General features: G+C 34.2%; 16 protein-coding genes. All 16 read right to left on the bottom strand.

Annotated features, from left to right (window positions below):
* Positions 1 to 2,696, bottom strand: a 2,696-nt coding sequence (locus tag U9R23_06490) for an SIS domain-containing protein (GenBank protein ID MEA3476066.1), incomplete at its 3' end; no start/stop codon positions are given.
* Complete coding sequence (gene ispD, locus U9R23_06485) at positions 2,693 to 3,415, bottom strand: 2-C-methyl-D-erythritol 4-phosphate cytidylyltransferase (protein MEA3476065.1); 723 nt, start codon at positions 3,413 to 3,415, stop codon at positions 2,693 to 2,695. The genes ispD and U9R23_06490, both read right to left, overlap by 4 nt.
* The gene (locus U9R23_06480; GenBank protein MEA3476064.1) at positions 3,388 to 4,323 is read right to left on the bottom strand and encodes a bifunctional riboflavin kinase/FAD synthetase; all 936 of its coding nucleotides are present in this window, start codon (positions 4,321 to 4,323) and stop codon (positions 3,388 to 3,390) included. Before U9R23_06480 ends, ispD begins: the two co-directional genes overlap by 28 nt.
* Entirely contained in the window at positions 4,324 to 5,169 is an 846-nt protein-coding gene (gene truB, locus U9R23_06475; GenBank protein ID MEA3476063.1) for a tRNA pseudouridine(55) synthase TruB, read from the bottom strand. It lies immediately after the preceding gene.
* Between the two features lie 141 nt (positions 5,170 to 5,310).
* Positions 5,311 to 6,303: a bifunctional oligoribonuclease/PAP phosphatase NrnA gene (locus U9R23_06470; GenBank protein MEA3476062.1), complete on the bottom strand. Its 993-nt coding sequence runs from the start codon at positions 6,301 to 6,303 to the stop codon at positions 5,311 to 5,313.
* Positions 6,290 to 6,646, bottom strand: coding sequence for a 30S ribosome-binding factor RbfA (gene rbfA, locus U9R23_06465; protein ID MEA3476061.1), 357 nt, complete (start codon positions 6,644 to 6,646; stop codon positions 6,290 to 6,292). The genes U9R23_06470 and rbfA overlap by 14 nt, the downstream gene beginning before the upstream one ends.
* Entirely contained in the window at positions 6,646 to 6,927 is a 282-nt protein-coding gene (locus U9R23_06460) for a DUF503 domain-containing protein (GenBank protein ID MEA3476060.1), read from the bottom strand. The genes rbfA and U9R23_06460 overlap by 1 nt, the downstream gene beginning before the upstream one ends.
* 9 nt (positions 6,928 to 6,936) lie before the next feature.
* Positions 6,937 to 9,261, bottom strand: a complete 2,325-nt coding sequence (infB, locus tag U9R23_06455; protein MEA3476059.1) for a translation initiation factor IF-2 — start codon at positions 9,259 to 9,261, stop codon at positions 6,937 to 6,939.
* A gap of 9 nt (positions 9,262 to 9,270) precedes the next feature.
* Positions 9,271 to 9,582 (bottom strand): 50S ribosomal protein L7ae, encoded by a 312-nt coding sequence (locus tag U9R23_06450; protein MEA3476058.1) that lies wholly within the window; start codon positions 9,580 to 9,582, stop codon positions 9,271 to 9,273.
* The gene (locus U9R23_06445) at positions 9,555 to 9,776 is read right to left on the bottom strand and encodes a DUF448 domain-containing protein (GenBank protein ID MEA3476057.1); all 222 of its coding nucleotides are present in this window, start codon (positions 9,774 to 9,776) and stop codon (positions 9,555 to 9,557) included. Before U9R23_06445 ends, U9R23_06450 begins: the two co-directional genes overlap by 28 nt.
* Before the next feature lie 69 nt (positions 9,777 to 9,845).
* The gene (gene nusA / locus U9R23_06440; GenBank protein ID MEA3476056.1) at positions 9,846 to 11,081 is read right to left on the bottom strand and encodes a transcription termination factor NusA; all 1,236 of its coding nucleotides are present in this window, start codon (positions 11,079 to 11,081) and stop codon (positions 9,846 to 9,848) included.
* Positions 11,082 to 11,089: 8 nt separating this feature from the next.
* Positions 11,090 to 11,581 (bottom strand): hypothetical protein, encoded by a 492-nt coding sequence (locus U9R23_06435; protein ID MEA3476055.1) that lies wholly within the window; start codon positions 11,579 to 11,581, stop codon positions 11,090 to 11,092.
* A gap of 419 nt (positions 11,582 to 12,000) precedes the next feature.
* Entirely contained in the window at positions 12,001 to 13,674 is a 1,674-nt protein-coding gene (locus tag U9R23_06430) for a cytochrome c biogenesis protein CcdA (protein MEA3476054.1), read from the bottom strand.
* A gap of 148 nt (positions 13,675 to 13,822) precedes the next feature.
* Entirely contained in the window at positions 13,823 to 16,810 is a 2,988-nt protein-coding gene (locus U9R23_06425; GenBank protein MEA3476053.1) for a FlgD immunoglobulin-like domain containing protein, read from the bottom strand.
* 158 nt (positions 16,811 to 16,968) lie between these two features.
* A complete protein-coding gene (gene groL, locus U9R23_06420; protein ID MEA3476052.1) occupies positions 16,969 to 18,603 on the bottom strand; it encodes a chaperonin GroEL in 1,635 nt (544 codons plus the stop codon).
* A gap of 36 nt (positions 18,604 to 18,639) precedes the next feature.
* Positions 18,640 to 21,252, bottom strand: a complete 2,613-nt coding sequence (gene clpB, locus U9R23_06415; protein ID MEA3476051.1) for an ATP-dependent chaperone ClpB — start codon at positions 21,250 to 21,252, stop codon at positions 18,640 to 18,642.
* Between the last annotated feature and the right edge of the window lie 55 nt (positions 21,253 to 21,307).

The raw sequence follows: 21,307 nt of genomic DNA, 5'->3' as shown, positions 1-21,307 counted from the left end.
CCATGTCTGGGCACATGGAGTTTATTAAGATATTTCATCTTTTTTATACTCATTCTCAAAGCTAAAAGTTGTAATACAACAATGCTTGAGAAAACTGTTAGAAGTGTATCGCCGGTTTTTGGAAGTTCAATATAACCCCATTTATAGTCTGGATGTGCTGATGGAATTGAACTGATGTTCTGGAGTAAGTCATCATTTTCTTCAGCAACAAGAAAGCTATTGGCACCCCGAATTTTATGTGTATTAATCTGCGAAATTGTTAATCTAACATCTCGCTCTTCAGGTCCAGTGATATAAATCAAAGGGTAATTTCTATACAGAGAAGCGAAGAAATCAAATTTTTTAACTGTTCGCTCAAAGAGTTTTAAGGAATGAGGTAATAAGTTAAAAGGTCTAACTCTATCAAAAACATAATCACCAAGCGCGGTTATCACTTTTGGAATATCTTCCTCAGTTATCACATCATCGCTTTTGGTTTCAGAGTAGATAAATTCAATTGCTTTATTATACTTTTTCATCAAAGATTCTATACTCCATATTCCAAAAACTGTATTTTCTCCCAGTATTGTATTTGGTCCGTGTTTAAATTCCGCTCCTTCTCTTCCTTCTGTATGATTCAAAACTGTTTCGCGGATTTTTAAAGCACCCTCTTGTGCAACGGGGCTTAATTTTGTTGCCAAAATATGTATGCTGGGTTCAAGAAAGATTTGTTCGGCGACATTTTCAATCTGAGCTTGGGTTGTATTAATCGTTTCGCTTATAATGTTTGGAATATAATCAAGTGTCTCAAAACGCTGTGTAATCTGTTGCTCTAATTTCCCTATTTCCTTCTTATCATACGAATTAGCTTTCATATGTTTAAGTCTAACTTCAGCGGTTCGTATTGCTAAATAATATAAAAGAGTAATTTGATTGATGTAACTTTTTGTTGCAGGAACTGCCATTTCGGGACCACATCTAATAGGCAGACAGAGTTGTGATTTCTCTTGTCCAAGGGTGGAATTTACATTATTTACAATGGCAATTCTATAAATATCTTTGCCTAATTTTTCTACATTGCTAAAAATATCTATTAGATCTTTTGTTTCGCCACTTTGACTTATGCCAATGATTATGTCCTTATCTCGCAATGACTTTGAATATTGGCCGCGGAAATCACCTGGTATAATAGGTATTATCTCAACTCCGGCGATTTCGTTAAAAAACAGGGCAGCGGTTTTCGCAGCATGATAAGATGTGCCACAACTTGCAGCGTAAATATTACAATGTTTATCCCAGGCATTAGTTATCATTTCAAGAAAACGCTCTATTTTTTTCTGAAAATTTAAAGTTTCACGCTGTTCATCAATGGCATCCATTATTTTAGCTAATAAAAGATAATCTTCAGAAATTTCATTCCCAATTATCTCTAAAAAAACAGTTGAATTATCAGAATAAAACTCCATCTTTGTAAAATCTGGGTCAGTAAATTTATCAAATAATTCTGGAATCTTCTTTTTACATTCTTTTTTTATTTCTATAAAGGATTTGTCAGAAAGGAAATTTTGAAAAATTTTTGTCTGTTTTTCAAAGTTAGATGTTTCGGTGATACTTTTGCAAATTGTTTGATAGTTATTTAACGCCTTACTATTTTTTAAAATGCTACAAATTTTTTTGCTGTCTTCACTTCCATTCTTTATAAATTGAATAAGCTTCCTACAGCTTTCTACCTCAGCGTAAATTTCTTGTTCCATAAAATATTTAAATGGAGGTGAGAGCTTAATATCTGCAGCTCTTAACTTACTACGCTTTGGTTTAACATCTATCTTCTCACCTTCTTTGTAGTGTTTATAAGTTCCATCCTTTTGATGTATTGTTATATCTTTTAATGCATATATTTGATATCTGTCGTGCGAAAATTCAATAAACTCATTTTCATATACTTTGATTAATACTTTTGTATAATGTAAAATTGCAGTTAAGTCAGAAGATGCAAGGATAAATCTGTTACCTTCATATTCGCCTATTCCAACATATAAACTGCTTCCTGCTTTGATTGCGTAAACAATTTCTGTAACAGGGTCAACTATCACAGCAGCATAAGAGCCTTCTAACTTTTTGCTTGCCTCAATTATTGCCTTTCGCATAGAATCCTTGCGAATCTGTGGTTCTAAATGTCTTTTATCTGGAAATTTCTCAATATACATATCAAAATATTGCTCAACAGTATGAACCAGTATTTCTCCATCATTATTACTTATAACATCATGTCCTTCATCAATAAGAAACTGTTTTAATGCGCAGGTATTGGTAATATTTCCATTATGAGCCCCGTAGATATGCTTTTTGCACTTTACTTCATGAGGTTGAGAATTTTCCTTGTTAACTGAACCAAAAGTTGCCCATCTAACCTGCCCGCAGAATATTTTTCCTGATAGCTTTTCTATTCCCAAAGTTTTAACAAGTTCAGAAGGTGCACCTACATCTTTCCTGACTACAATCTTTCCTTTATCATTCTGAATAATAGCTCCGGTAGAATCATATCCACGATATTCAAGACTTTTTAAAAGATGTGCTGCTATCTTTCCCATTTTAATGGTCTGTTTGGCAAAGACCAAGCCAAGAACTCCACAACCAAGTCCAGTAACCGGGATTTTGATTTGAAAATTCGGGATTTTTTGTAAGATTTTTGCCAAAATATTTTTTATCCTTTTCATTTTTCTACACCTTGTAATATCGCCTCAGCAATTTTCAAATCAAATTGGTCAGTAATTTTTATATTTTCTGGCAAACCCTGTAAAACAAAAACATCTTTACCAAGAATTTCTACCAATTCTGCATCATCATTTACTTCGAGCTTTTTGTTTTCTGCATTTTTATGTGCTTTATAAATTAAGTCATAATAGAATGCTTGAGGTGTAAAAATTTCCCATAACTGTTTTCTATCTAAAGTGGATATGACTCTATTCTGCTTAATTCTCTTAATAGTATTTTTTGCTGTTATGCCGAGTGTAATTGCTCTTTTTTCTTCAGTCAGTTCAACAATTTCCTGAATTTCTTTAACCTTTACGAGAGGTCTAACCCCATCGTGAATTACAACATAATCAGTTGCTTCGGGGCACATTTTTAATGCATTAAATACGGATTGTTGCCTTGTTACGCCTCCATCAACAATGATAAATTTCTTTTTAGGAAAATTATATTTAGAAAAGAGTATTTTTTCAGCGAGTTTTCTATCTTCTGAACTGATTGTGATAATTATTTTATCAAAAATTTCTGCTTTTAAAAATTTCTCTACTGTATGGACTATAATTGGTTTACCCGCAAGTGGCATAAACTGCTTTTTCACTGGTAAGTTCATTCGCACACTTTTTCCTGCCGCTGTTATAATAGCTATAACTTTATTTTTTATAATTTCATATTTTGGATTATACATCTTACAATGCTTTCATCTAACTTTATTTGTTCTATGAGTTCTTCTTTACTTGCAAATTTTTTTTCATCCCGAATTCTTCTTATAAAAAAGAGTTCAATCTTTTTGGAATAAATCTCTTTATCAAAATCAAAAATATATGTTTCTATGAATTTTTTCCTATTATTCTTTTTTATAGTTGGTTTTTTGCCAATATTTGTTAGACCACACATTTTATTTTGTTTGAACTCAGTTTTTGTTAAATACACGCCACATTGAGGGAGCAACTTTCTTGGCTCTACTGGTTCAAGATTTATGGTTGGAAATCCTAATTGCCTGCCAATTTTATCGCCTGGAACGACCTTACCTAAAATAGAATAATATCGCCCTAACATTTTTTGAGCAGACTCTATTTTTCCGTCTCTAATATATTCCCGGATTTTAGTGCTGGACACGATTTTCTTTCCGATTTTCACTTCTTTTACAATATCCGTTTTATAGCCATATACCTTTTCGTACCTTTTCAATAAGTGATAATTACCTGTTCTATTCTTACCGAAATGCCAATCATAGCCAACAATGATTTCTTTAGCTGATAGTTTATCAACAAAATACGCTTTAATAAAATCTTCGGGTGAAAGATTTGCTAATCTATTATCAAAGTCAAGCCAGAGGACATAATCTATACCTATCTTTTTGAGAAATTCTTCTTTTTTTATTTTTTCGGTAAGCAGATATGGAAAATGTTTATTGTTCAGAATTTCTAACGGATGAGGGTGATAAGTTATTACAACTGAAATACCATCAATTGCTTTTGCTCTTTTCACAAGAGTTTGCATAATCTTCTGATGTCCAAGATGCACCCCATCAAATGTGCCAACAGTAACAACAAGATTTTTCAATTTATGCTTAATTTTGTGTATGCTTTTCATTTAAAATAAAAAAAGATCTTTTTCAATGTTTTCTTGTACAATTTTGGTTGTCAATTTATTGAAGTTTAAAGCATTTTCTACAGAGAACTTCCCTATTCCCATTCTTCGCAACTCAACTAAATGTCCAATTGTGCCAAGTTTCTCAGCAATATCTTCTGCTAATGTGCGAATATAGGTACCTTTAGATACAACTGAAGAAAATTTTAAGAACGGTTTATTATACTCTAACAATTCCAATTCTTTTATTTCAACTCTCCGTGGTTCTCTTTCAATAGTATTTCCCTTTCGCGCAAGTTTATAGAGACGAATTCCATCTTTTTTTATCGCTGAATACATTGGAGGAATTTGTTGAATTTTGCCAATAAAATTTTGGCAAACTGATTCTATTTGAGAAATTGATAATTCTGGAATAGGTTTTCTTTTAATAACTTTGCCTGTTAAGTCAGCAGTATCTGTCTTTTCCCCAAATTTTACTTTTGCATAATATTCTTTATCTAAATTTGAAAATTTTGAAATGTGTTTGGTCGTTTCTCTTCCCACAAAAACCAGTAGAACTCCAGTTGCAAATGGGTCAAGCGTACCTGAATGACCAACTTTCTTTACGCCTGTAAGATAACGGATTTTTCTAACCACATCAAACGATGTAATGCCTGCTGGCTTATCTATATTTAAAATACCGTTCATAGGCTGATTTTTACCACTATAGACAGGAGTGCTGAAACGAGGATTCCGATTTATCGGAAGACGAACTTTAAGCAAGGTAGCACAAGCGAAAAGTTCCTCCCGCGAAAGCGGGAGTCGTTTTCGTACTCCGAAATACTTTTTGTTCACAAGCAAATTTTTCACCACAAAGTATGACTTTCATTTGGCATTTGTCCGCCAGACCCGATTCTATCGGGACTCCGTTTCGGTGATGGCGGATTATTTGTAATTTGTCCCCGAGTAAGCCCGTTCCTGACGAGCTCAGGAATCGGGGATTGAAATTTGTCATTTTCCTTCGTGGTTAATCAGTTCAAACAATTTATTTTTCAACATTTCCAATTCAATTTTTGTTTCAAAGCCTGCTGCCAATTTATGTCCCCCACCGCCAAATTTTTCTGCAATTTTCTGGACATTCAAATCTTTTGACCTAAGTGAAACCCGATAATTGTCGGTATTTAATTCACGAAAATAAATAACAACGTCTCGTCCATTAGAAGGCTTAACCTCTTTTGAGAAACCGTCTGTCAATTCCATATCTGCATTACAACCTTTTAGCATCTTCTGAGTCGTAATGTAAAAAGCAATGCTTACATTTCGTCCTGTTTTGTGGAATTTCAATGTTGACAAAGTATTACCCAGGAGTTTTAATTCATCTGTGCTTCTATTTTCAAAGATATTAAGAGAGCAGAGATTATTATCTGCACCTATGGCAAGCAGTTCGCTCGCTACTGTAAATGTCTGGTGAGACACATTCTTATTTGCAAAATTATTAGTATCATAAATTAGGCCTGTATAAAGGCAATTAGCAAATTTTCTTTTCCAAGGGGATGAAAAATATTTAATTTCCTCTTTTAGGAGCAAATAGATAATCTCACACGCTGAAGAAACATTTGTATCAATGTAAAAAATAGCATTTGGTACTTTTTCTGGTTTGGTATGATGGTCAATACAAACTAATTGCTGATAGTTATTAAGCACATTCTGAATTTTTTTCCCTGCTCTCTTTCTTTCATTATAATCAAGCATAAAGACAATTTGATTGTTAGCGTCGGGGATTTGGGTTTCAACTTTATCTGATAAACCGAGAAAATCATATTTATTTGGAGGTAGGTCTTGATTTATGATTCTAATACTTTTGCCATGTCTTTTTAGGAATAGATAAATGGCAAATTGTGCACCAATAGCGTCACCATCTGGATTCTCATGTGTTGTTATAACAAAATTTTGATTAGTATAAATAAGGTTTTTTAATTCAGTCTTAAATTCATCTAATGTCATATTTTTTTCGTTCTTCTTCTATGAGCCTTTCTATGGAACGAGCATTTTGAGATATTGTATCATAAACAAAATTCAATTCTGGAGTATATTTTAGGTTAAGGGATTTAGCCAATTTCATTCTGATATATTTCGTAGCTCTATCTAAACCTTTTTGAGCCGACTTTTTTCCCATATCACCATCTAAGATTGAAAAATATATTGTTGCATAATGCAAATCTGCTGAGACTCTTACATCCTTAATTACAACACTTTTTACTCTTTTATCGCGTAAATCAAACCGAACTATTTTTGCAACGGTTTGCTTAATAAGGGAACTCAATCTATTCTGACGGAATTGTGCCATTAATAGTAATCCTCAATTTTAGTTATCTCAACATCCATATAAGTGTCTTCAATAAAATGGATAACATCGGATAATTTTTTTTCAATATATAACATTTCATTGGCAATTATAGAAATACCGATTGTAGCATTTTTCCATTTCTCATTATTATTAATCTCAGCAATTGAAACATTATATTTATTATGGATTCTCTGTGTTATGCTTTTTACAATACTTCTTTTATTTTTTAAAGATTTTGATAAGGGCAGGTAAAGTTCAACGATTATACTTTTTACAGGCATTAATTTAGGTTATTCTATTTTTTTTCTTTCTTCTGTTTTTATATAAGCTTCTATGATATCATCAACCTTGATGTCATTAAAGTTTTCAATAACGATTCCACACTCTTGACCTTCGTGAACTTCTTTTACTTCATTCTGAAATCTTTTAAGAGAGGCTATTCTCCCTTCGTAAATTTTGATTTCTTCACGGAAAAGTCTTACAAAGGCACCATTAATAATTTTCCCTTCTGTTACATAACATCCGGCGACAACGCCAACTTTAGATATTTTGAAAATTTGCTTAACCTTTGCTGTCCCAATAATTTCTTCATGAATGACAGGTGCCAGTAAACCTTCAAGGGATTTTTTCACATCATCAATTGCTTCAAAAATAACATCATATAATCGTATTTCAACCTTATTGAGTTCAGCAGATTTTCTTGCTTCAGCATTTGGACGGACATGAAAGCCGATAACAATTGCGTTTGAAGCAGCTGCGAGGTCTGCATCAGCCTCAACGATTCCGCCAACTGCTTTGTGAACAATATTGACTTTTATCTCTTTAGATTGTATTTTTTGAAGAGCATCGCAAATCGCTTCAACGGAACCATCTGTGTCTGCTTTTACGATAACATTAAGGACATTCAACTCGCTTTGCTGAATTCGGTCAAAGAGATTATCCAAAGTTACACCTTTGCCACTTGCTATCTGTCGTTGTCTAATAATGTATTGTCTTTTAGATGTTATATCTCTTGCAATTTTTTCATCACGCACAACATTTAGAGTATCACCCGCTTGTGGAATTCCATTTAAACCTAAAATCTGAATAACTCCAGATGGATAGCAAATAGGCACAGGTTGCCCCCGTTCATCAAGCAGTAACCGAATTTTTCCAAATTGAGCACCGCATATTACAAAATCACCAGTTTTTAAAACAGCATTTTGCACCAATATTGTAGCTACTGGTCCCTTGCCTTTGTCCAATTTTGCCTCAACAACAACCCCTTCTGCATTACCTGAATACCTTGCTGATAATTCTTCAACCTCAGCAACTAAGAGAACTGTGTCTAACAAATTATCAATTCCTTCTCCGGTTTTCGCAGAACATTCAACATACTCTACAGGCCCACCCCAACCTTGCAATCTAACATTTTGCTTTCCGAGTTGAATTTTTACTTTCTCTGGGTCTGCATTGGGCAAATCAATTTTATTAATTGCTATAATTAAAGGTATATCAGCGGCTTTTGCATGGTCAATCGCTTCAATTGTTTGGGGCATAACCCCATCATCAGCGGCTATTACAATTATAGCAATATCAGTAATATCTGCACCTCTGGCTCGCATAGCAGTGAAAGCTTCATGACCTGGTGTATCAATAAAAGTAATTTTTTTATTCTGAAATTCTACTTGATATGCTCCTATATGCTGAGTTATTCCACCAGCCTCACCAGCAATAACATTACTTTTCCTTATGCAATCAAGTATTGATGTCTTCCCGTGGTCAACATGACCCATAACAGCAACTACTGGTGGTCGTATTTTTATTTTTTCTTTCTTTGTCTCTTTTCGTTCTAAAGACAAAATATCCCTTCCGTATTGCTCAGCAAATTCAACTTCAAAATTGAATTCATCACAGATCATTATTAATGAATCTTTATCCAATCTTTGATTGATCGTAATCATTTTCCCAAGCTCCATAAATTTGGCAACAATCTCAATTGGATTTTTACCCATAATTTTCGCTAATTCAGAAGCTGAAGTAAATTCGCTAATTACAATTTTTTGCGTTTTCTGTTCTCCTGCTATTTTTCCTTTCTTACGCTTTTTTACTTTTACATCTTTTGTAAGCGTTGCTTTAATATTTCCTTTTATTTGTTGCTGGTCAAAAAATTTTCTTTCTCGTTCTTCACGAAGTCTTGCTTTCTTGTCTTTATATCTAACTTTTTCTTTTTTCTTCTCTTTTGCAGGTTTTGATGGATAAGGCCTCTTTTCTGATATGGATGGTGTTTCCTTTACCTTTGTTGTTTTAGGAGATGGTTTTGCGGTCTCTGTCTTTTTTGATGGTTCTTTTGGGATTTTAGTTTCAGTACCAGCAACCTCTGCTCTTTCATATTTTCTAGACTCTTTAAATCTTTTAGAACGCAACTGCTCCTGATAGCTTTTTCTTTGCTTTTGTCTTGTGCTTGCGGCTTTCATTTGCTCAGAAAACATTTTCTGAATCTTTTCAACAGACTTTTCATCAATATAGCTCATATGGCTTTTTACCACCACTTTCATATCCCTTAGAATTGACATCAATGCTTGTGGGGAAATTTTTAATTCTCGCGCAAACTCATAAACTCTTATTTGATCCATTTATTTCCTTCAACTATCTAAAATTATCTTAATACCTTTGGTAAAGTCTTTGTTATTAATAGCTACTAATGTCAATTTTTGTCTGCCAAAAATCTTACTTAATTCTTCATCGGGAAAAAGGTAGGAAATTTGAATACCTTTTTGCTTACATATCTCACAGTTTCGTCGTAGAAAATTACTATTCCTCTTTCCTGAAAATATCAAGCTGGTGTTACTGCCGGCAATGCTCTTTTTCACTGCTATTCTGCCGAAAGCAACTGCTTTAGCCTTTCTTGCCAGTCTTAATAAGTTAATTATTTTTTCTTTCTTTTTTTCATCCATTTTTCAAGTTTATTCATACAATTTACATCTGAACAACAATAATATCCTCTGCCATGCATTTTTTGTTTGTAATAGAAAACAATAGAATCATTTTTTATTACAAATCTTGCTAAATTTGATTTCTCTCTTTTTCTTTTGCAGATAACGCAAGTCCGCTTTGGAATATGTCCTGCATTACTTGCTTTATTCACCATCTCGCCCTGTTAGAACTCTTATCTGAATTATTACTTTCATATATTTGAATTTAGCCTATTTTAACAGGGTTAAAAATACCTGGCAGACTCTTTAATTTTTTCAGCTATTTTTACACCAATTCCTTCAATCTGGCAAAGTTCTTGCATAGAAGCAAGATGGATGTCTTGAACAGAGGTATAACCTGCATTATGTAATATCATTCCAATGTTTTCAGTAACACCTTCAAGTTCAAAGACTGTGCTTGTAATTCTGCGTTCATTAGCTGAGATTTCTTCATATTCATCTTCTAATAAAACATCCAATTTATAATTAGTAAGTTTTGCGGCTAATTTGATATTTTTACCACCTTTGCCAATTGCAATATTTTTGTTTTTTTCATCAGTAATTATTTGGGCGAATTTCCCTTTATCAGCTAAATAGACCCTTTTTACCAACTCACTTCCAATACTATTCTTAATGAGTTGCTCATGATTTTCACTCCAAACAATTATATCAACCTGTTCTCCGTGAAGTTCCCTTTTTATCTCTTCTATTCTCATACCTTTTGGCCCAACACAACTTCCAAATGCATCAATATTCTTGTTAGTACTATAAACAGCAACTTTGGTTCTATATCCTGGCTCTCTTACGATTTTCTTAATCACAACATCCCCGTCCAAAATTTCTGGAATCTCACTTTCAAATAATTTTATAATAAACTCTGGTCTCCTCCTTGAAAGTATTACCCTTACTCTTCCTTTTTGATGTCTAATATTAGCAATATATGCCTTAATATAATCACCGATTTTATAAAATTCAGTCTCAACTTGCTCTTCGGTTGGGAGTAGCCCTTCTGTGAAACCTATATCAACGATATAACCATTATATTCCACTTTTTTTACAATACCTGATACAATTTGTCCTTTCTGTTTTTCATAATCAACTTTGATTTTTTCAGTTTCTGACTCCCTTATCTTGGTAATAATAGCCTGTCTTGCCGATTGAATTGTTTTCCTGCCAAATTCAGTAATAGGAATTTCAACTGGAATATAATCATCATCCTGTGCGGTTGGAATAATCTTTTGAGCATCTTTAAGATTGATTTCATCAAAATTTTTCTTAACTTCTTCAACTACCTTTGCTAATAATCTGGCAACTACTTTGTTCTCCTCAAAATCAATTTCAACAGATAGTTTACAATCTGGATTTAATTTCTTTGATAATGTTGCTTCTAAACTATCTTTAATAATATCTGCAATAACTTCTTTTTTTATCTGTTTAAGCCTTGCAAATTCATCAATAATTGCAATCAAATTAAATCCCATTTTGCTCCCTAATTCTTTTTACTTTCTTTTTTAGAGAATTCAGCGGTCCAGTTAAAAACTGTTCTTGCGTTTTTTACCTGCTCATAAAATAAATTAATATTTTTTTTCTCATCTAATTTAATAGAGATAGAGCATTCATCAGCCGATGCAAGAATACCTTTTACTGTCTCTATTTTATTCTTATTATTCAGATATTTAACCTTAACCAGTTCATCTACAGCATCAATAAAATGCTGAAGAGTATTCAAATTTCTACTAAGTCCAGGAGAAGAAACTTCCAAAACATATCTTGAATCAAATATGTCTCTCATATCCAATTCATCCTCAATCTCCTGACTAACTCTCTGGCAGTCATGCAAAGTTACACCATCTTTCCGGGTTATATAGACGACCAGAGACTGATTACTACGAATTCCTCTTAATTTCCAATCATAGAGTTGCACATTCATTTTCTTGCATACTTTTTTAATAATATCTTCTAAAATTTCATTATTTTTCATACTATATTTTTTTCATACAAAAAATGCTCCGATTAATCGGAGCTAACTTGCTCTGCTTTTAGTTAAATTTGTTGATTAATAATTTTTTGTCAAATATTATAGAATATCTTGATAACTTCCTTCAAAAAATAGTGATGCTAATAGAAAAAAGGCGGAATATTCTTACTCTATCATTTTTTTAAAAACTGTTAATTTTTGCTAAAAACCGTCAATAAATTTATTCCATATTTCTCCATATCTTTTTTACTTTATGCGTTCTGCAAAATAGCATTCGCGTGTCATTCCCAACTTGATTGGGAATCCACAAACCTTTATTCCTACTGGATTCCCGTCTACACGGGAATGACAAGTTAGGTGAATTTTCCATATTTTGCAGAACCCATTTTTTACTTTGTGAAACAATTTATAGTAAATTCATTTTATTTCGGAATAAGCATAACATAAGTCGGTAGTCCAATCACTCCAAAATAATCAAGAATTTCTTTTGTTGGAGATTTTTTAAGATTTTCTGCTTTATATTTAACAACAATGAAATCATCAAGTTTTTTAACAACCTTTTCAGCTTTGAATGTTGTAGCATCCATTACTAAACAGTTTTTGCACCATGTAGCCCAGAAATCAATCATAATGGGTTTTCCTTCTTTTCTTGCTTTTTCCAGTCCTTCAGTAAGTGAATATGTCCATGGAAGAGTGGATTTTTCTTTGGTGACTGCAACCTGTTCTACAGGCTTCATTCTATTCTGAAATATCTTTACTCCTGTATAACCGTAATAAATTGCTATAATAAAAATAATAACACCAAAAATATATTTAACCAATTCCATCCATTTCCCAGGTTTAGGAAGGAATGAAAGACCAGCACCAGCAAATGGCCAGGGGATTGCCATTCCTGCTCCAAGTAAAAATGGTAGCAATAGTCCTGCCGAATTTCCTTTGGCATAAAGCGTTGTAGAATACAAAATGACAGAAATCAGGACAGGGGCGACACATGCACCTGCAAGTATTGCTGCAATAATACCCAGCACAAAAACAGTTATAAACTTTCCTCTACCTTTTCCTTGTATATTGCCGCTTCTAAATTTTGAGAAATCTATTGGAATAATATCAAACATAGCAAGTGCAAGAAGAATGAAAACAGCTGCAATTATAATATTAAACCAGGGAGAAGAATTTATAGTGCCAAATTGCGATCCAGTAAGCACAACGATTAACCCCAGCGTTCCATAGGCTAATGTCATTCCAAATCCATATATTCCTCCAATTAAAAATCCTCTCTTTTTTGATTCTGCCTGGGTTCCAGCTCCAAGCACAGCGATTGTAATTGGTATCATCGGCAAAACACAGGGAGTAAGATTAAGTGCTATGCCTCCAATTAAAATAAGAAGAATAATCAACCAAATACTTTTGCCAGCAAATAGATTTGAAGTAGATGAATTCACATTTGTTCCACTTTCTAAGAAAGAGATAAACTTATCGCTTTTTTGATATCCTGCTGCAACACCTGCAATATCAAAATCATCTAATAATTTCTTTATTTCATTAAACTCATAGTCTGAAGTAATATGCTTTGTGGAAATTATTTCCTTTAGAGTAGGAATACTATCTTTTTGGCTGATACTACCAAAGATAACAGGTAATACCAATTCAACTTCTTCGGGAAAAAGGCACATACCAGCATCATCACAAAGTTGATATCCAGCTATCACTTTTATCTGGTGGAAGCCAGGTTTAATCTCTTTAGTGATAGTAAATTCTTTTGTTAATGTAACTTTATTATGATAATTTATAATACCATTATCATCTTTTTTACCTTCCTGTCCCGGCTTTGCCAAGCCAAGACGGGCTGGATAAATAGTAGGTTCAAAATGTATACCTCTCCTCTCTTCAGGTTTGATAAAAAAATAATCCTTTTCCAGACTTTGATGATGTCCGGGAGGAATTAAAAAATTAACACTAATTTGACCTTTTTGTCCTATTTTGATTGTTTCAGGTTCAATTTTTGCAGAAACTACATCTTGTGCTTTTAATTCACCTACAATTGAGAATAATAAAGACAACGCTATAAAAATTATTAGAAATTTACAATACCGCACATCTTCTCCAAGAAATAATTATTTTGGAAAATCAAAAAATACAATATTATTATGTCAATAAAAAGGCGGAATATTTCTATTCCGCCTATGAATGATTTCAAAATCTATTATCTTATCACAATTTATTATACATCCCGATACATCGGGATTAGCGAAGTATAATCATTTTCTTAATATCAGATTTATAATTTTTAGATTCCAATTGATAGAAATAAACACCATTTGAAACAGAATTACCTGACTGATCTTTTCCGTTCCATTCAATCTTTGTAAGTTCGGAATTCGGAGTTCGGAGTTCGAAATTCTTTATTAACTGACCTTTTATATTATAAATTTTTATTTGTGCATTTTCGTGTGGTTTTGTGGCTAAATTAAAAGAAATTGTAGTTGAACTACTGAACGGATTTGGATAATTTTTCAACAATATAAAATTATCATTCTGGGTTTGTTGCTCATCAACACCAACTATTGCATCAAGTCCACCAGAATAGCAATATACCCAGCCATTTCTTCCACCAACTACCATTTCCATTGAACCATCTCCAACAATATCCGGGATTGCTGCAATTGCATCAACTGGTGTTCCTGTGCTAATAGATTCTATTTCTGAGCCATCTACTCCATTAAGGAAATAAGCATAATTATTTGAGTAAAGAGTTCCAACAACTAAATCATCAATTCCATCTCCACTTACATCAGCAATTCTGGATGCATTCCACGGTTGGTCTGCAACAGAATGGGACCAGACAAAAGCTCCAGAATATCCATCAATCACTTGTACCATACTGTTACTGCTATGAGCAACTCCAAAATCAGGATTCCCATCGCCATTAACATCATTTAATTTTACAAATTGGAGTATAATTGCTACACCAACAGTACCGGTATGAAGTGCTGTTCCATTTGTGGAATCAAGGTAATAAAAATGCCCGGAGAAATCACCGATAATCACATCTTTAATACCATCTTCATTGATATCATTTAATTGTTCTAATGCCCAAACTGATGTAGAGGTTGTAGTATATGTCCAAATTATATTACCTGTTGTTCCATTAATGCCATAAGCATAACCTATGGTTTCACCTTCATTAGAAGCACCAGCTAATACATCTGGCTGTCCATCACCTGTGCAATCTTCAATTCCAATTACAGAGAAACCAGGTCCACCTAATGAGTATTCCCAAATTGATAATCCGGTTAAACCATCAAGACAATATACTCTTTTGGGACCTGTATCATCTGCATCATCACCTGTTGCAGCTAAAACATCAAGAATTCCATCATTATTATAATCATATCTGCAATCTACCTGATAAACCCAACCTCCACCACCGTATTCATGTGTATCGTGAACCCAGATTGTTACACCGGTTTTTCCAGAAATTGCTCTTATTGATCTATCTCCACCAGTTGTGGCAACAATAACATCCTGATAATCATCATTATTAATATCTTCTATAATATCCAATCCTCTATATGAATAGATATTACCTGAATAAATTTCCTTTTCCCAAAGAACATCAGCATCTCCAGAAGAATTTCCATTAAAGCAACGAATATAATTATCTTCTGAACAAATTATAACATCGCTAATATTATCACCATTGATGTCCTGTATGGGAGCAATAGCTTTGGGACTATTATCCCAGCTGGTCGTAATATGATATTGCCATAAAGTTTCTCCAATTTCATATTGTGAATCATCGCCAGTCCCTTCTAAAGTAACTTCAAATGGATTGTTATCAGGGTCATTGCTTTCTATAAACAATGTTCCTTCATATAAAATGGCTTCTTCAGGATTAAACCAGACGCCGATTTGAATAGTATCAAGAACGCCGATATTTATTGGAAAACTTACATCAGAATCCACAGTAAAGTGAGTATCGTCACAGTAAATACTATCAATAACTAAGGTCTCATCTCCAATGTTTTGAATCTCCATAAACCAGCGGGTTATTGCATTGATTCGCACTAAACCGTAATTATGGCTTGTTATTGGCACATAAATACTTGGTCCCGGATTTACCGCATTTCCTGTTAAAGTAATATCAACTTCTGGGTGTAATGGGTCATTAGATTCTATTGTTGCAATTGCGTTTAAAGGTTCAGGATTTATTGGTGTATAAATAAATGGTATTTCTTCTTGATTTCCAGGATTGATAGTTATTGGAAATTCAAGAGGGCAGGTAACACAAATATTATATCCTGTGAAATATACATTATCAATTACTAAATCTGCTGTTCCAATATTTTGTGCAGTGGCATTCCAGGTTGCAGAATCGCCAACTGTTACTGTGCCGTAGTTATGATTAGTAATTGGAATATTTATCTCTGGTGTTCCGCCACCATCAAGTAGAATTTTATAAATAACCTGATCCCAACCTGCTTCAGCTTGTTTTGCAACTAAGTAAAGATATGTACCATCCCAGGCAAGCCCTCGTGGTTTAGTCGTAGGAACAAGGAAAGACCAAATCGTATCACCTGTTGCTGGATTATAAGCCGTACACCTTTCTGGGTCATCATCATTGTCATCCATACTGTTCCAAAGGGTGTTATCATCCTGAAAAACAAGTCCTTGCGGCTGAATGCCCACCGTACTCAGAGAATCAACGATTGAACCATCAGAGGGGTCAATTTCATAAATATTCGGCTGAGTATTAGGGTAATAAACGCTTACCCAGAGATAACCGTTATGCCAGCTTAATCCTCCACTATAATCGCCGCCCGGATTTGGAATTGTAGCTATAACAGTTCCATCTTGGGTCATTTTATAAATATTTCCATCAGCCTGATAATCTCCAGCTACCCAAAAATAAGTGCCATCCCAAGCTAAGCCATGATTTGATTCCGGTGCACCCTGAAATGACGATATAACTGAGCCATCTGCTGGGTCCACCTGATAAATTAGCCCACCAGAATCATCACCTACCCATAGATAACTATCGTGATAATCCAATCCATAAAGATGGCCAAGAGGAATACTAACAGGAGTGATTATATCCACGATTGTCCATGTGTGGTCTTTCTCACCAAGTTTAGTGTTTCCAAAGTGCTGCATATCAGCTATAACATTTGAAAAAGATAAACTTGCTAAGATGAAGACGACAAGGATGATAGTTAAATTTTTTTTTTTCATCATAACTCCTTTTTTTAATTATTGCTATTTAGCAAAATAAAAAGCGGTATCCACAAGTTTTTGAACTTAGACACCGCTTAGATTTTTCATTTTTTACTTTTGCCTTTTAATTTTTGCCTTTTGGCTTTTACGGAACGGAGTTCCGTGCTACTTGATTCTTAATACATTCCGCCGCCGCCATATCCTCCTGGAGGCATTGGTGGAGTAGGTTCTTCCTTCTTAGGAATATCTGAGATAATGCATTCAGTCGTAAGGAAAAGTCCGGCAATACTGCAAGCATTTTGTACAGCAGAGCGGGTAACCTTTGCTGGGTCAATTACGCCGTCAGCCATTAAATCAGAATATTCTCGTTTTGCAGCGTTATATCCGATGTTAGGATTCTTTTCATTTTTCAGTCTTTCTACAACAACATCACCAGCCACGCCAGCATTCCTGGCAATCTGATAAACCGGCATTTGAAGTGCGGCTTTAAGTATTTCAGCACCGATTTTCTCTTCTGTTTCTAATTTTAGTGTGTCTATTGCCTTTGCAGCATGAAGTAAAGCAACTCCACCGCCAACGACTATACCTTCTTCAACAGCAGCGCGGGTAGCCTGAAGAGCATCATCAACACGGTGTTTTTTCTCCTTCATTTCAGTTTCTGTTGCTGCCCCAATATTTAAAACAGCCACACCACCTGATAGCTTTGCAAGTCTTTCTTGTAGTTTTTCTTTGTCATAATCTGAAGTAGTGTCATCAATCTGTCTTTTGATTTGTTGAATTCTTCCAGAAATATCTTTATCCTTTCCTTTCCCTTCTCTGATTGTAGTATTTTCCTTATCAACGATAACCTTATGAGCAATTCCAAGGTCGTGCAATTTTGTGTTTTCCAATTTCAAACCAACCTCTTCTGAAATCACAGTTCCACCAGAAAGAATTGCAATATCTCTAAGCATTTCTTTTCTTCTATCACCAAATCCAGGTGCTTTTACAGAACAGACATTAAGAGTGCCTCTTAGTTTGTTAACTACGAGTGTAGCAAGAGCTTCACCTTCAATATCTTCTGCAATAATCAAAAGCGGTTTGCCAGTTTGAGACACTTCTTGAAGAATAGGAAGCAGGTCTTTCATAACAGATATTTTCTTGTCCAGAAGCAGGATATAAGCATCTTCCAATTCTGCAACCATTTTTTCCGCATCTGTTACAAAATAAGGTGAGACATATCCTCTATCAAACTGCATACCCTCAACAACTTCCCAATCAGTTTTCATAGTTTTAGATTCCTCAACATTTATGACACCTTCATTTCCAACTTTTCCCATTGCTTCTGCAATCAACTTTCCTATTTCTGGGTCATTGTTTGCTGATATAGTAGCAATTTGCTCAATTTCTTCTGAGGTTTTGGTTGGTTTGCTGAGTTTCTTAATCTCTTTAACTATAGTTTCAGAAGCCTTAGTAAGACCTCTTCTCATAAACATAGGATTAACACCTGCTGTAACATGTTTAAATCCTTCATCAATGATAGATTGTGCTAACAAAGTAGCGGTTGTAGTTCCATCTCCAGCTACATCATGAGTTTTGGTTGCGACTTCTTTAACCATCTGTGCTCCCATATTTTCATACTTATCTTCCAGCTCAATCTCTTTTGCAATTGTTACACCATCATTTGTAATTGTGGGCGAGCCAAAGCTTTTTTCAAGAACTACATTTCGTCCTCGTGGACCGAGTGTAGTTTTTACAGCATTGGCTAATACATCAACGCCTTTTTTTAGTTGTTCTCTGGCTTCATGGCCGAATTCCAGTTGTTTAGCCATCTTTCCTCCAATTATTATTATTTAATTATTATATTCTCATTTTACCAAAATAGAAATTTTCCCATTTTGGATGTCAATAAAAACTCTATCTGTTTTATCAGAATCTTGAATTGTATTCTTATTTGTGTGCGAACCTTTTAGTAATTCAATAGCAATTTTGTTTTCAACTTCTTTTTGAATAAGTCTTTTTAAAGGCCTTGCTCCATACTGCGAATCAAAACCGTGTTGTGCTATATATTTCTTAGCTGGTTCAGAAATCTCCAACCCCAGACCTTGATGTGATAATCTTTCTCGTAAATCAGCAATTTGAATGTCAAGAATCTTAACTAAATCATCTTCAGTCAGTCTATGGAAAATTATTATCTCATCAAGACGGTTAAGGAATTCTGGACGAAAATTTGCTTGCAAAGCTTTCATCAAAACTGGTCGTGAAACTTCATTCTTGCTATTCTCATTGAAAAACTGCTCGGAAGCAATATTGGATGTCATAATTATCGCAGTATTTGAAAAATCTACTGTCCTGCCTTGTCCATCAGTAAGTCTTCCATCTTCCATTATCTGAAGTAGGATATTAAAAACATCGTGGTGAGCTTTTTCAATTTCATCAAATAAAATCACACTGTAGGGTCTTCTTCTTACTGCTTCTGTTAATTGACCGCCTTCTTCATATCCAACATATCCGGGAGGAGCACCAACTAATTTAGAAACAGTATGTCTTTCCATAAATTCTGACATATCAATACGAATCATAGCTTTTTCTGAATTGAACAGAAATTTTGCCAGAATTTTTGCTAATTCAGTTTTACCAACACCAGTTGGACCAAGAAACATAAAAGTTCCAATTGGGCGATGTTCAGGACTAATCCCGGCACGATTCCTACGAATGGCATTTGCAACAGCATTTATAGCCTCATCCTGTCCAACAACTCGTTTATGCAATTCCTCTTCCATACGCAAAAGCTTACTGGTTTCGCTCTCAAGCATTTTTGAAACAGGAATATGAGTCCATTTAGAAACAATCTCAGCAATATCATTCGCATCAATCTCTTCTTTTAAGATTCGAGTATCTTTTTGAAGGTTTTCTAATTTATGGTTCTTCTCTTCTAATTTCCTGGTAAGTTCTCTTAATCTGCCATACTTTAGCTCCGCCGCCTTTGTAAGATTCCCCTCTCTCTCTGCCTTTTGCATCTCAATTTTAGCACTATCAATCTCTTCTTTAAGTCTTCTTGTGTTGCTAATTATTTCTTTTTCAAGATTCCATCGTGTTCTAATATGATTTGATTTTTCCTGCAATACCGCCAATTTTTTCTGAATCTCCTTTTGTCGGGCAATGGACTTCACATCTTTTTCCTTACGAAGTGAATGATTTTCAATTTGCAACTGACGAATTTTTCTTTCTATCTCATCCAATTCAGCAGGCAAACTATCAATTTGTAAACGAATGTGAGCACAAGCTTCATCAATCAGGTCAATTGCCTTATCTGGTAGGAAACGGTCTGTTATGTATCGTTCGGAGAGTGTAGCAGCTGCAATAATAGCCGAATCCTTAATTTTTACTCCATGATGGATTTCATACTTTTCTTTGATTCCTCTTAATATTGAAACAGTATCATTTACATCAGGTTCAAAGACCATTATAGGTTGAAATCTTCGCTCTAATGCAGCATCTTTTTCAATATATTTTCTGTATTCATTCAATGTTGTTGCTCCAATACAATGCAAATCACCTCTTGCCAGAGCAGGTTTTAGCATATTTGAGGCATCAATAGCTCCTTCAGTAGCACCGGCTCCAACAACTGTGTGCAACTCGTCAATAAAAAGTATTATTTTGCCCTGAGCAGCTTGCACCTCTTTTAATACAGCCTTTAATCTGTCCTCAAATTCTCCTCTGAACTTTGCTCCAGCAAGGAGTGCTCCCATATCTAATTCAATTATATCTTTATTTTTTAGAGTTTCTGGCACATCGTTTTCAACAATTCTGCTTGCCAATCCCTCTACAATGGCGGTTTTACCAACACCAGCCTCACCAATTAACACAGGATTGTTCTTTCTGCGACGGGAGAGGATCTCCATAACCGAACGGATTTCTTCATCCCGTCCAATAACTGGGTCTAATTTGCCCTTTCTTGCTAAGTCCGTAATATTTCTCGCATATTTTTCTAATGCCTGATATTTTGCCTCTGGATTCTGGTCTGTAATTCTCTGATTTCCACGAATTTCTTTTAATACTTGCAAAACATCCTTTTCAGAAATATTATACTTTTTATACAAATTTGTAAGTTCATTCTTATCTCTAATTGTTGCAAGGAAGATATGTTCTGTGCTGAGATATTCATCTTTTAATCTATCTGCTTCTTTTTGTGCATCATTAAAAATTTTATTCAGTTCTGCAGATAGATAAGGCTGATGTGTTCCACCAGAGATTTGAGGTTTTTTATTTAAAATTGTTTCAATATCTTTATAAAAATTTTCTTTATCCCGATATGATAGAGATTTGTTTAAAATAGATGGAATAATCCCATCTTGTTGTTTCACAAGCACAGCCAGGATATGTGCAGGAGAAATCTCTTGATGCCCAAATTCTTGAGCTAGTTGAATAGCTGACTGAATAGCTTCTTGTGCTTTTAATGTAAATTTATTTATATTCATCTTTATATTTTAGATTCTTTCTTCATTTATAGAAAATATAATTCTTACTAAAATG

This window comes from Candidatus Cloacimonadota bacterium (assembly GCA_034722995.1).
Lineage (GTDB): Bacteria > Cloacimonadota > Cloacimonadia > JGIOTU-2 > JGIOTU-2 > JAGMCF01.
Note: the sequence above shows the minus strand (reverse complement) of the source record. Positions and strands in the feature narration are given on the sequence as shown.

What these genes read in the sequence shown, in the direction of transcription:
- U9R23_06445 (MEA3476057.1), bottom strand. Translation starts at nt 9,776, where the DNA reads ATGGTGAATAAAGCAAGTAATGCAGGACATATTCCAAAGCGGACTTGC.
- U9R23_06470 (MEA3476062.1), bottom strand. Translation starts at nt 6,303, where the DNA reads ATGACATTAGATGAATTTAAGACTGAATTAAAAAACCTTATTTATACT.
- U9R23_06435 (MEA3476055.1), bottom strand. Translation starts at nt 11,581, where the DNA reads ATGAAAAATAATGAAATTTTAGAAGATATTATTAAAAAAGTATGCAAG.
- rbfA (MEA3476061.1), bottom strand. Translation starts at nt 6,646, where the DNA reads ATGGCACAATTCCGTCAGAATAGATTGAGTTCCCTTATTAAGCAAACC.
- U9R23_06480 (MEA3476064.1), bottom strand. Translation starts at nt 4,323, where the DNA reads ATGAAAAGCATACACAAAATTAAGCATAAATTGAAAAATCTTGTTGTT.
- clpB (MEA3476051.1), bottom strand. Translation starts at nt 21,252, where the DNA reads ATGAATATAAATAAATTTACATTAAAAGCACAAGAAGCTATTCAGTCA.
- ispD (MEA3476065.1), bottom strand. Translation starts at nt 3,415, where the DNA reads ATGTATAATCCAAAATATGAAATTATAAAAAATAAAGTTATAGCTATT.
- U9R23_06450 (MEA3476058.1), bottom strand. Translation starts at nt 9,582, where the DNA reads ATGGATGAAAAAAAGAAAGAAAAAATAATTAACTTATTAAGACTGGCA.
- groL (MEA3476052.1), bottom strand. Translation starts at nt 18,603, where the DNA reads ATGGCTAAACAACTGGAATTCGGCCATGAAGCCAGAGAACAACTAAAA.
- infB (MEA3476059.1), bottom strand. Translation starts at nt 9,261, where the DNA reads ATGGATCAAATAAGAGTTTATGAGTTTGCGCGAGAATTAAAAATTTCC.
- U9R23_06425 (MEA3476053.1), bottom strand. Translation starts at nt 16,810, where the DNA reads ATGAAAAAAAAAAATTTAACTATCATCCTTGTCGTCTTCATCTTAGCA.
- U9R23_06460 (MEA3476060.1), bottom strand. Translation starts at nt 6,927, where the DNA reads ATGCCTGTAAAAAGTATAATCGTTGAACTTTACCTGCCCTTATCAAAA.
- nusA (MEA3476056.1), bottom strand. Translation starts at nt 11,081, where the DNA reads ATGGGATTTAATTTGATTGCAATTATTGATGAATTTGCAAGGCTTAAA.